Origin of the sequence: Pseudomonas sp. NPDC087804, from assembly GCF_044742965.1 — a bacterium.
Lineage (GTDB): Bacteria > Pseudomonadota > Gammaproteobacteria > Pseudomonadales > Pseudomonadaceae > Aquipseudomonas > Aquipseudomonas rustica.
Window position 1 is genome coordinate 154,063 of record NZ_JBIUVN010000002.1, and the last position, 12,171, is coordinate 166,233.

At 58.4% G+C, this 12,171-nt stretch carries 7 protein-coding genes; 3 read left to right on the top strand and 4 right to left on the bottom strand.

What is annotated here, in order from left to right; genetic code table 11:
* Positions 1-7: 7 nt before the first annotated feature.
* Together codB and ACIOMO_RS07825 are read right to left on the bottom strand one after the other, a co-directional pair.
* Positions 8-1,279, bottom strand: a complete 1,272-nt coding sequence (gene codB, locus ACIOMO_RS07820) for a cytosine permease (protein ID WP_401239701.1) — start codon at positions 1,277-1,279, stop codon at positions 8-10.
* A 237-nt stretch (positions 1,280-1,516) separates the two neighbouring features.
* Positions 1,517-2,329, bottom strand: a complete 813-nt coding sequence (locus ACIOMO_RS07825; RefSeq protein WP_401239704.1) for an alpha/beta fold hydrolase — start codon at positions 2,327-2,329, stop codon at positions 1,517-1,519.
* A 358-nt stretch (positions 2,330-2,687) separates the two neighbouring features.
* On the opposite strand from ACIOMO_RS07825, the gene ACIOMO_RS07830 reads away from it, so the two are divergent.
* Positions 2,688-9,731 (top strand): TcdA/TcdB pore-forming domain-containing protein, encoded by a 7,044-nt coding sequence (locus tag ACIOMO_RS07830; RefSeq protein ID WP_401239707.1) that lies wholly within the window; start codon positions 2,688-2,690, stop codon positions 9,729-9,731.
* 51 nt (positions 9,732-9,782) lie between these two features.
* On the opposite strand, the gene queD is transcribed toward ACIOMO_RS07830, so the two are convergent.
* Complete coding sequence (queD, locus tag ACIOMO_RS07835) at positions 9,783-10,139, bottom strand: 6-carboxytetrahydropterin synthase QueD (RefSeq protein ID WP_007915588.1); 357 nt, start codon at positions 10,137-10,139, stop codon at positions 9,783-9,785.
* Positions 10,140-10,224: 85 nt separating this feature from the next.
* Positions 10,225-11,304, bottom strand: coding sequence for a patatin-like phospholipase family protein (locus ACIOMO_RS07840; RefSeq protein ID WP_401239710.1), 1,080 nt, complete (start codon positions 11,302-11,304; stop codon positions 10,225-10,227).
* Between the two features lie 244 nt (positions 11,305-11,548).
* Here ACIOMO_RS07840 and ACIOMO_RS07845 point away from each other — a divergent pair, with 244 nt between their 5' ends.
* The gene (locus tag ACIOMO_RS07845) at positions 11,549-11,857 is read left to right on the top strand and encodes a PepSY domain-containing protein (protein ID WP_401239713.1); all 309 of its coding nucleotides are present in this window, start codon (positions 11,549-11,551) and stop codon (positions 11,855-11,857) included.
* Entirely contained in the window at positions 11,857-12,168 is a 312-nt protein-coding gene (locus ACIOMO_RS07850; RefSeq protein ID WP_053121930.1) for a PepSY domain-containing protein, read from the top strand. Before ACIOMO_RS07845 ends, ACIOMO_RS07850 begins: the two co-directional genes overlap by 1 nt.
* Positions 12,169-12,171: the final 3 nt, after the last annotated feature.

Genomic DNA, 12,171 nt, shown 5'->3' on the forward strand with positions numbered 1-12,171 from the left:
TCCTTTTTTATAAGTCTTGTAGTGGCGCGGCTGCGCTGCGAGCGCCGAGCGCGCCGGTGACGATGACATACGTTAACGCGGCAGCGGCGATGCCTACCAGCGGCGCAACCCATGGCGAGCTGAACGCGGCGACGGTGCCGACCGCGTAAGCCCCGAGGCCCGGCCAGTTGAACGCCGGCAACCGTGCGTCGGCCAGGCGTGGATAGTGCCCTCGCCAGCGGTAGAAAAAGTCGGCCATGATCACCCCGCCAATCGGCGGAATCACCGTGCCGAGCAGAATCAGGTAGGGCACGAGCATGTCGTACATACCGAGCAGGGCGAGCAGGGTGCCAATCACCGCGCCGGCCAGGGTCACGGTCTTGCGCCGTCCGGTGCGCAGCAGGTTGCAACCGGCGACGGCGAAGTTGTAGATGGTGTTGTCCTGCGTGCTCCAGATGTTCAGCAACAGCATGGCCATCGCGGCCATGGCGAAGCCTTGCAACAGCAGCACTTCAACCACGTCCGGCTGTTGATAGACGATGGCGCCATACGCGCCGATCAACACCATCAAGCCGTTGCCGATGAAGAAACCGATCAGGCTGGCCAGCACCGCGACACGCGCCGAGCGCGAGAAACGCGTCCAGTTGGTCGCTTGCGTCGCGCCGCTGACGAAGGTGCCGAACACCAAAGTAATCGCCGTCGACCAGTCCAGCGAACCACTTGGCACGACGCTGAGCAATCCTTCGAAACCGCCAACTTTTACCGTCGCGACCCACATCGACAAGATCAGCAGCAACATCATCGCCGGCACTGCGATGTACGACAGAATCTCCAGCCCGCGATAACCGACGTAAGCCGTGGCACAGAACACCAGACCGAACAGCACCATCAGCCCGAGCACCGTGCCCTCATCGAGCTCGAAGTATTTGCCGAGCACCACCGCAGCCGTGGCAGTGCCCCAGGCGTACCAGCCGATTTGAGTGAAACCGAGGATCAGGTCGCTGAGTTTGCTGCCGACTTCGCCGAAGCAGAAGCGCCCCATCAACACCGAATTAAGGCCGCTCTTGAAGGCGATGTAACCGAGGCCTGCCGCGTACAAACCGAGCAGCAAGTTGCCGACGATGATCACCGCCATCATCTCGCCAAAGCTGAACGCCACGCCGAGTTTGCCGCCGGCAAACATGGTCGCGGTGAAAAACGTGAAGCCCAGTAACACCATCGCCGTAGAGGCCAGGCCTTTGCGCGCGTGCATCGGGACTTCGCTGAGGGGGTAATCGTTGCCGGGATCGTTCTGCGTCATGGGGCGGTCCTTGCTGAGAAAGAGAAGACGCGGAAAAAGGTTGCAGTGGTCGTGCCATGTTCCGGTTGGCGCGGGTTATGTATAGACGAGACACCCCAGTCGGCGCGAAAACAGTGCACCTGAACACCCCAAGCCCAATGTAGGAGCTGCCGAAGGCTGCGATCTTTTGATTTTTTTTTAGAAGCAAGATCAAAAGATCGCAGCCTTCGGCAGCTCCTACAGGGGATTTGTGGTGGGTTAGAGGAAGCGCATCAGCGCAGCGACGATGGCTTCGGGGGCGTCTTCCTGGACGAGGTGGCCGGCGTTGGGAATAGGGTGGAATTGTGATCCCGGGATCATTTGATGTAACGCTCGGCCACGCTCGATGGGAATCCACTGATCGTCTTCTCCCCAGAGAATCTGTACCGGGCAGCGGATGCTCGGATACAACGGTTCTGCCTCACGGGTATAGCGCTCATCCATCTGCGCAATCTGCCGATAGAACGCCGCTTGCCCGGGATCGCCGAGCCACGGCTCTACGTAAGGCGCGAGTTCGTCGTCGGGAATCGCCCGGTGAATCGCCCCGCGAATGTAGGTCGGCACGACGGCGCGCTGGATGTAATCGGGCAGACCGCTGAACGCTGCCTCATGCTGGCGCACGTGTTGTACGAACGGCGAGCCCCATGGCGTCAGGGCCACCGGATCGATCAGCGTCAGGCTGCGGTAATCCTTGCCATTGAGCAGGTGAGTGCGCAGCGCCGTGGCACCGCCAAAGTCATGGGCGACCACGTCGGGATTTTGGATGTTCCAGTGATCGAGCAACTGCGCCAACAACTGGTTTTGCACACCGAGGGAGACATCGGCGGCAGGTTTCGCGGAGCGTCCATAACCGAGCAAATCGAAGTAATACACGCGGTGCGTGGCAAAGAAGTGCGGCGCGATCCGATGCCACACGTAAGACGAGAAAGGTGTGCCATGCACGAACACCAGCGGCGGGCCATCGCCACGTACGGCATGGCGCACTGAGTGACCGTTGAAGTCAAAGACCTGATCCAGCAGCCAGTCTGTCATGGGGCTGTCCTCTTCGCGTGTTCAAGCCAATAGCATAATCAATAATCGGCCAATAGGTTGTGCCGCATCTATTAAGTGTCTTTCTCAAAGTTTCGATTGTTTGTTGCATGTTTCCGTAATGGCTTGTAGTGCGTTGTTTTTGGTTTTTTTGTGGGCATGGCGTAGTTTTGTTCTCGTATTTAATTTCAGATCGAAATTTAACTTCAGTGTTTGTGAAGTTGGGTGAACGGCTGCGTGTCGCTTTTATTTTCGAAGTTATCGCTAAAAAGGATGTTTAAGAATGGCTTCAGAAAGTTTTGTAATCAGTGAATATCAAGAATGGCAAAAGATCGCTGCCCCTTCGGAGGTTGAGAGCATCTTGAACGCCTTCAAAGGCGCCGAACACTACGAAGCCGCGCTCAGGTATCAGGCGGCGGCGCTGTTGCAAGAGACATCGGAGGGCATGCTCCAGACCATCAGCCTGTTCCGGGAAACGTTGCTGGCGTTGCAGAGTCAGGAGGAAGTTGCGGGCCTTTCTGATCTTGTGCGTACAGTGGAAAGTTATCGTCAACGTCTGCAGAACACCGTCATGCTTACGGCCCATGAAGTGCCGAAACACCTGCATTTTGTCTGGGTGGGCGGCGCAATGTTTGGCGTCAATCAGCGCGACTACTTCAACATCTGGAAAGCCCGGGCCCCGGCAGACTTTACTTTCAGTCTCTGGTACGACCCCGAGGCGTTGATGGCGTTTGATGTCAATCGCACCCTGGTGCAAGCCGCCAAGGCAGACGCCATGCTTTCAGGGGGCGATCAGCCGATTTCCAGTTTTGCCTTGAGTCAGTTGTACGAAGCGCGGTTGGCGGTCTTGCGGCGACAGGCCTTCGATTTCATCCAGCAAGCACAAGTACGCGGGCTGAGCCCCGATGAAGCGCGCATCGAATTTCTGGTCGAAGCATTTGCTCAGGACAAGTCGCAACTGCAGGCGGCGCGAGAGCGCTACTTGCAAAGTCACTTGGACATGGCCGACGAACGTGTGCAGGTACGCAATGCCCGGCAGGCGTTCAGGGAACACTTTCTGTGGTCTGCCTATGACCGTGAAATATCCTTGCGTGGCAACTTTGCGGCGGCTTCCGATGTGGTGCGACTGCAAGCTGTGCATGGGGAGGGGGGTGTTTACAGTGACCTTGATTACTTGCCGCCGCTCGCTGATGAGATCGGTGGTATCAATATCGCGAAGATGGACTCGTCGGCGCGAGCCGGTGTCTTGCAGTTACTGCTCAATCACAACCCGCAATTAATGCCTGGGCGCGATGGCAGTCGATATCAGGACGTGTTGGTTAATATTCCTCAAGCACAGTTTGCTGAACTTGAGGCGTTGGCGAAAAGTTTACCAACACTTGATCAGATTTTTGCACCGGTGAATTCGCAGTCCACCGCCGCTGATATGTTTGGCATGGGATCACCGACCGATCCCGGTTCGCCCAATCCAAAGTTGATGAATGCTTACATCGTTGCGCATTCGCAAGCGGACATGACGCTTTTTACGATGAAACTGGTTCGGTATTACTACGACGTCATCGAAGCGGTTGAACGCGAACTGGATAAAAAGGGCCTTGCCTGGGAGGAAGCGCAGGTACTGAGCGAGACGCAAACCAGGTTGGGTGAAATTGATTCGCCATTCGCCGGAAATGAAACGCTGCTACGTCTCTGGAAAGCGTATGAGTTTCGGATTATCAGCGCGATTGTCACGTATCACCGTGACGGTGTCGTACCGGGAGCCGGTGCAACGATCGATCTCACGGGCCCCGGTGCGTTACTGGCGGGGACGGAGCTCTTTGCCGAGCATCGATACACGTCGCGCGGGGCATTGCAGGTCAAAGCGTTACAGCACGTAAAATACGGCTACAACACGGCCACTGAAGAGGAGTTGATCAGCGGCTGGAAGGAGCGCGACGACAGCGAATCTTCCTGGGTGGCGAACGAACAACAAGCCTGGCGCGACGGCAAATTCAAGGCACGTTACACCGCCAATCTGCAGGAGCTGCTCAAACCGGCGAATACCCTGACCTTCAAGCGTGGCTGGCCAGTGGTTGAGGGCAAACCGGTACTGATCACCGCTATCGTGCAACGGCTGATCGATGAGCTGGGCGAACCCTTTATTCGGGCCATGACCGACAAGCTCAGTGGCGATGTGGTGTTTGCGGGCAACGCCAGCCTGAGTTTCGATGAGCGTCGTCAAATACGAAGCCAACGGATCGACGACATCCCGGCGTCCGTCGGCGCACAGCACCCGGAAAATCTCAATGAACTGTTGGTGCATCTCGGGCGTGGTTCGCTACCCCTTGAGCAACTGAGCCCGGTGCATCGCGTGGTACTTGGCGGGCTGTTTGCTGCTGAAAGTCTTGATAGCGCAGGATTTGAACCCGCGTGGCAAGCCGCGCAAGCACTCGCCAGAGACAGCGCTGATAGCGGGTTATTCGCGCGTTTTGCCGCCATCGAGACAACCTTGTCTGAACGTCAGGCCCCGGCCTTCGTAGCGGCGCTGGCGCGTAACGTCAAACGGGGCGAGCAGTCGGCCCGTGAACTCAAGGTACTGGCGCTGTCGCGGTCGTTGACGCTAAGTCATTGGGGCCAATCCATTGCGCAAATCAATGCCACCGCGCAGTGGGAATATCGCACCCGGATCCTCAAGCAGGCAGCGCCCGTGCGCGAGCAGTTTTTCAAGGCGGGCGCGGTCTCTGCGCGGCAAATGCCCCAGGCCTTTCTGGTGCACGCGGCGGGTGATCCCGGCCGCCGTTGTTATCCGCTGGCGTTGCTGATGGCGGCGGCATTCAGCCGTGGTGAGAGCGCCGAACGCGCGCTGATCGGCAGGGTCGCCAACGCCAGTCTGGCACCAGCGGACGCTGACTCCCGGGCGTTACTGTTGTCGCTCGATGAGCTGCGTGAGGTGCGCATGAACCTCGTCGGCACGTCACTGGGTAGTCACGATTTGCAGGGAGTGATTGCGGCGCTGGAAGCGAAAGCGGCGTCCAGTGTGCTGCTGCTCGACACCGGCAATCATGTGTTGCTGGCGGCCCGAGTGGTGACCGCTGACAGCACGGCCTATCGCTTCTTTGAGCCGAATTTCGCGGTGTATGGTTTCGAGCATGGATCGGCGATGCAACAAGGCATCAAAGAACACCTGCTTCGCGATGGTGGTGAGTTGGCAAGGTTGTATGGTTTGGCGGATGCCGGCGATCTGCGCTTCAACGTGGTTGAGCTGAACACTGCCGCCATTGCCGAGACCGTGTTGACCTCGAGTCTGCAGGTTGGCAGCTTGCTGGAGAACACTGCGCTCCCGGGGGTTGAGTCGATCAGTGTGTGGGAGAAGCAATCAGCGCTGAGGGCACGCTCGCTGTCGGAAAATGCCCGACTGGGCGAAAGCCTCGCGCAAGTGGATGCACGCTATCTGACGCAAGAGTTCGATCTGGCGACGCGCCAATTGCGCAACGAACATGGGCTGCGCAGCGAATACATGCCGCTACTGGAAAGCGTCAAAAGCACCGCCGACGGGCGCTTTTCGCTCACCATGATCGACGCGCGACATCCGGCCGACAGCGTCCACATCAACACCGCCGATGCGCGCTTCTTGAAAGTACAAAAAGGCGTTCAGCAGTTGGTCGATGCGGTCTCCGGCAATACCGGCGGCCCTGGCGCGGAGGAGGGTGGCAGTCGGCTGAGTTTCGCTTTTGCCATCCAGACCCTGGTGACGGAAATGCGCGACCGCGAACGTCAGCTCGATGCCGGTTCGCTGCCAACGCTGTCCATCGCCCTGCAGGTTCAGGTCTATGTGAGCTATGCGCAACTGGCCTACGGCGTGGTGACAGACACGGTGCAGATGATCAATCTGGTGCGTCAGGTGGCACTCAGCGAACAGGCGTTTATCAAGCAGCAAACCTCGGTGTCGGGTCGGCTGTTGGGGCGTGTTTCGGCGGGTATCGGTATTGGTTTTTCACTGATCAATATCGGCTTCGACATCCATGGCCTGACGGTGGCAAGCAATGATGAAGAACGTTCGCGGCTGACCACGCAACTGGCGTTCAATCTGGCAGCGCTGGGCCTTGATGTGACCGCGTTGGCCGTGGGCGGAACCGTGGGTGCGGCAGCTTCGTTTTTGGCGGTGCCGCTGTTGGGGCTGGGCATCGGTTTCACGGCCATCGCCAGCAACCTTGGACAAATCAGTGACAAGGCACGAAACGTCGGCAGACATCTGTTGATGATTCACGACGCCTACGGGCTTGAAGGGGTCGAGCGTAAGGACGGTGTGCTGAAGTTTGCCGTGGAAGCGGTGATCACCGAACTTGATCTGCAGGCACGTCTGGTCAGGTTCGATAGCCAGCGGTTTTTCCCGTTGGAGCCGCACACCTTGGGTTTGCCTGGCTACAACTCGTCCCCTGAGCATCTGCATCGGGCCATCAATATTCGCGAGGCGATGTCTCGCGCAGGCACGCTCAAATTCGGCAAGACGGATGATCGGGGTATAGAAATCGTCGTTCTGCCCTGTACGCCCCAGTGTTACTACGGGTATGAGTACCAGCTGGGTTCTTCGGGATTCAAGCCGGACGATGATCTTTACCCGCGCGTAAAGGCTTTGCATGAGGCTTACGATGGCGACCTCGAAGGCTATTTCGAAAGCTCTTCAATGACCCTGTATCCGAACATTCTGGACAGTTGGAAACAACGCCTGGAATTTGCCAGTGACAATGACGAGCAGCGCTTCCAGTTTTTCTCCACCGCACCGTTTGCACACATTCTTTACAAGCTCCTGCCCGTCAACAAACCAACGACCATCACAGTGACTCTGGATGATCAGGCGCGTTACCTGGTCATCCCTGAATTGCCGAAGGAATGGCACAACCTGCTGAGTTACGAGATCACCGGTCAATCCGGGCTTTATCAACTGACACTGACGCCTGGTGTCATCACGGTTCGATTAAGCAAACCCGGCGGCTTGCATGAAGTCAATTGGTTGATCAGAGCCCCCTGGGCGAGCGAGAAACAGGTCGGTTTTGGCGGTGGGGATCTGATCGTCGGCGGCGTACGGGTCGCCGGCTTCAACGGTTTTCTGCTGCTCAAAGATGGCGAGCTGTTTCAGTTTGATCGCGAGAAAGACACGTGGATGTTGGTGTCGATCACGCTGAGCAAAAGTACCCCCGAGTTGCCAGATGCCAAGCCTGCTGACATGCCCACGGTGTTGGCGCGCCTGCGCACGCTGGCCAAAGCCAATCGACTGGCTGGCCGCTATGTGCCCCTGTATCACTTCGTCGTGCCGTTTAATCACGACGCCGATGTGCAATACACCACCGCTTACTACGACGTGGCACTGGATCGAGTGCTGTATGTGCGCGACGTGCCGGCCGCATTGCGCGAAGGCATGGCATTGGGCGGCGTTTCCGGTCAACAGGCGTGGTTCTACCACCCGGATTACGCGACGGTATGGCACGTCGATGCCGCCATGGGCCGCGTCAATCATGCTTATCGCCTGCTGAGTCCGCGCGAGGGCTCGAAGATCATTGGCTGTGAGCAAACCGTTGACGGCAAGCTGCGTGTTCTTCAGGAAATGATCCACGATGAAGACGCGCGCTGCACGCTGGAGTACCTGATCGCCGACAACACTGTCACCTTCGTCCACATCAACGCTGACTACGCATTCAGGAGCGATACTGCGTGGTTAGGGAGTACGTGGGCGGGGCGGCTCAGTCGGTTGAGGGCGTCTGACCAGCAGTCCGCAGCGCTGGCCGGGGTCGAGGTGCCGCTGAGCACTTGGACATCCGCTCCATTCGTGGGCGTGCGTGGATCCTTGTTGGGCGATCCCGTGATGTCGGGCTGGATACGTCTGAGTGATGACCGCTTTTACGCCAATGACGGTGCGGATGATAAGGCGCCGGTGCAAAAAATCATGCTGATGTGGGATCAGTCGGACAATGAGTCAATGCTCTTTTACGACGTGGCGAAAAGCGCGCTGATACGTGGTTTTTCCAATCCCGCAGGTCCGGATAGCGCGCTTGATCAAACCTTGATAAGCGATGTGGCTGAAGTGACGCAATCGCATGGTCGCTACATCTTGACCAGGGGCGATGGGCAGATGTTCGAGATCGATAAGGACGCTGCGCCGACGTTCATCGGTGTCGGCAAGCGTTGGCTCGACCATCACCCCGACTGGATTTCCGCGCTGCCTGCGCTGGTCATCGAGCACGGCAAACGACCTTTCCCGGTGATTGGCCTGTCGCAGTTCAGCGAACATACCTTGCTGGCCGCGTGGTGTGTCGACGGCAAGCTGTGTGTGAGTCAGGTCAATCCTGGCAAAGAGCTGGCGTTGCTCAGTCTGACCCCGGATGGCCAGGCCGTATGGTTTTTCGATACCGAGGCCGGTCAGCTCTATCGTCAGGAATTCAGCAGCGCCGAAACACTTCGCCAGGCATTTGCCGGGGGTTCGCGGCTGCTGCATCCGGAGCGGTTACCGGCGGCGCAAAAAGTCTGGGCCGAGTGGTGTTTTGCCGACGTCGTCAGCGAAGGACAGCGGTTGCGCGGCCGCACTCGCGAAGGCGTCAATCTTGAACTGGTGGATGAGCAGCCAGCGCGGATAGTCAGCGTGGAAAATGCATGGGCTCATGCCGATCAGAGCGGCTTGTCACTTCAGGCACGTCTGCACAATCTGCTGGCGGGACACGCCCACGCACCGGTGCTCGCGGTTGAGCACAGTGGCGATCAGTATGCTTACTACCTGGTGGAGCAAGAGCAACTGTTTGTCCTCAAGGGGCGTCCCGACGGTCAGTGGGCGCAGTTCCTGGGGGTGAAAAACGTGTGGCAGACGCTGTTGTTCGATGCGCTGGACAAAGTGTTTTACCGCCGCGATTCGGATAACCGATTCAACCTTGCGGCCAGTCACGCGGCGCGTGACGGTGAGGTGCTCACGCTGGAAAGCACAATCGATGTCGACGACTTGCAACCGTTGTTGCTTGATGGGGTCGAGACGTTGGTTCTGGCATTCGGTTTGAATGCGCAGACGTTCCGGGTATCTGACGAGGCCTGGCGACGGCTGGACTGTATTGTTGTCGATCGCCGGCATGTCTCCGAAGACGCTGCGCCGGGCGAGCATACGCTGCTACTGGAACGGTTCGGCAGTGCGCACTGGCTGGTGTCGGAGGCGCGGGGCAGCCTGTTGCTGGTCGATCCGGACACTGCGCAAACGTTGATTATCCGCGACGTCGAGCCACAGGATGGACAATTGCGGGTGCCGATCTACTTGAGCGTCGCCATTGAGGGGCGCGATCACCGGCTGAATGTCGAGCAACTGCTGAGCACTTTGCAGCAAGTGCAGAGAGCGGGGGAGGTGATCGAGTTGAAGACGTTGATCGACTCACTCAGCGACCAAGTCCGCTGAGCGAATAAAAAAAGGGTCGTGAGCAGTAATGCTCACGACCCTTTTTTGCGTTTATTCGCCGCGATAGATGCAGCCGCTGGTGCACGTCTCGTGAATACGGATCGCGCTGAGTTCTGGCAGCAACGGCTTCATTTCATTCCAGATGAATTTGGCCAGTACTTCGCTGGTCGGGTTTTCCAGGCCAGGAATGTCATTCAGGTAGTTGTGATCCAGACGCTCGTACAACGGCTTGAAGATCGCTTTGATTTCCGAGAAATCACGGATCCAGCCAGTGTGCGGATCGAGGTCGCCGCTCAGGTGAAGCGCCACTTTGAACGAGTGACCGTGCAGACGTCCGCACTTGTGGCCGTCCGGGACGTGCGGCAGGCGGTGGGCGGATTCGAAAGTAAATTCCTTGAAGATTTCCACGGTATTTTCGGCTCTGTTCAGATGGTGTTCGCCGCAGCGATTCGGGCAGGCGGCGAGTTTACCAGCTTGTGTTTGGCCGTGCTGACTAAAGGGTCAGCAAGCGCTCGGCGAGGCGACCGTTGGCAGTCAGTTCGAGGAACTCGTCGCCCAGACGGCGGCTCTCGTCCATCGCCGCGTGCCAGTATTTCTGCCGGCTCGGTGCGTCACCCATGAAGCGTTTGAAGTCGTTACGATCAGGAAGTTTGCCGTAGGGCAGACGCGCCAGGTATTCCTTCGACGGCGCGAGCAACAGCACGTCCTGCAAGCGCTGCACCGAGGCTTTGCGCCACGGCAGGGTCTTGTCGAACCAGCCCGGAATCACCCGGTCGGTGAAGTGCGGATAAAGCACGATGCCGTCACCGCTGTAGGGCAGGTCGAGGTGATAGTCGAGCAGACCGCCGTCGCGGAAGGTGCCAGCCCCAGCGCCCGGCAGGTCGCGCACGCCTTCCATGACCATCGGGATCGAACCCGAGGCCAACAAGGCCTGACGCAAGTTACCGGCATTCAGGGCGACGAAGCGCGACGGGAAATCGTCGAGCGCATTCACCGGTGGGGCGAGGCGCGGATCGTGGATGATCAGCCGTTCGAAGTGCCGCGACAGTCGCGCACGACCACGCAGGTTATCGGCGATCACCGAACCCAGCGCCAGACCGAGGCGACCGCGATGGTCATCAGCCAGACGCCCCTGACTTTTCACCACCATGATGTTCAAGCGGTAATGCGCGTTGTCGAGGATGCTCGCGTCGCGGCCATCAAGCAGGTCATTGAGCATGCGCTGCGAGCTCTGACTGATCTCGGCCATGGTCACGCCTTTGTTGAAATTCTGCTCGGCGTAGAGCTCGCCGAGGCGGCGGATGCCTGCGGCGGCGTCCGGCAGGCAAGCGCTGGCGAAGCGCCAGGAACCGACCGAGGCGCCAATCAGTGAACGCTCACGCGGCGCACTCGGCAGCCATTCACCGAACAGCGCCAGATCCAGCCCCTGAATCCCCAACGCCTTCGGCCCACCGGCCGCACCGGGCAGGGTGCCGACGTCAGCGGCGTTCAGGCCCTGCGCGCGAATCCGCGCCATGGCCCGTGGGCCGGCCTTGAGGGTGAGGGCGGGGAACTTGATGTGGATGGCGGTCATACCGGTCTCGATCGTTAGCAAGCGAACAATTATAAGCACATGTTACACAATCCTGTAGGAGCTGCCGAAGGCTGCGATCTTTTGATCCTGGCTTTTTAAAAACAAGATCAAGAGATCGCAGCCTTCGGCAGCTCCTACAGGAGATATTTCAGGGAGGGAGAATGATGGCAATTCAGTTTCAGTTAAGTTCATCTGGTTAAGGTGCCGACCGTGAGCAATACATAAAAAATACGGAGACACCCTTTTGAAAACCCTGACTGCCCTGTCCATTTGCGCGATCATCGGCTTCACTGCCAGCATCGCCTACGCCCGCGATCTGGGCCCGGATGAAGCCCTGCGCCTGCGCGACGCTGGTACTATCGTTTCCTTCGAGAAGCTCAACGCAACCGCGCTGGCCAAACATCCGGGCTCGACGATCACCGAAACCGAGCTGGAAGAAGAGTACGGCAAGTACATCTACCAGGTCGAAATGCGTGATCCGCAGGGTCTCAATTGGGATCTGGAATTAGACGCGGTGACCGGGCAGGTTCTCAAGGATCATCAGGATACGTAATGAAGCTTAATGTTCGCGCCACCAGCCGCACGGCGCTGGCGCTGGTAGTTTTTTGCTCGGCGGCGATGGCCCGCGACCTCGATCAGGACGAAGCGCTGAACCTGCGTCGCCAGGGCGTCATCCTGCCGCTGGAGCAAGTGCTGCAGCAGGCAATGGATCGTTATCCGGGCGCCAAACTGCTGGAAGTCGAGCTGGAAGAGAAACACGACGTCTACATTTATGAGGTCGAGTTGCTTACCGTCGAGGGTGTCGCTCGTGAGCTGCACCTTAAGGCCGAAACCGGTGAATTAGTGAAAGACAAGGAAGATTGATCG

Excerpts from the sequence above, each read along its gene's own strand:
- ACIOMO_RS07850 (WP_053121930.1), top strand. The coding sequence starts at position 11,857 with ATGAAGCTTAATGTTCGCGCCACCAGCCGCACGGCGCTGGCGCTGGTA.
- ACIOMO_RS07825 (WP_401239704.1), bottom strand. The coding sequence starts at position 2,329 with ATGACAGACTGGCTGCTGGATCAGGTCTTTGACTTCAACGGTCACTCA.
- codB (WP_401239701.1), bottom strand. The coding sequence starts at position 1,279 with ATGACGCAGAACGATCCCGGCAACGATTACCCCCTCAGCGAAGTCCCG.
- ACIOMO_RS07840 (WP_401239710.1), bottom strand. The coding sequence starts at position 11,304 with ATGACCGCCATCCACATCAAGTTCCCCGCCCTCACCCTCAAGGCCGGC.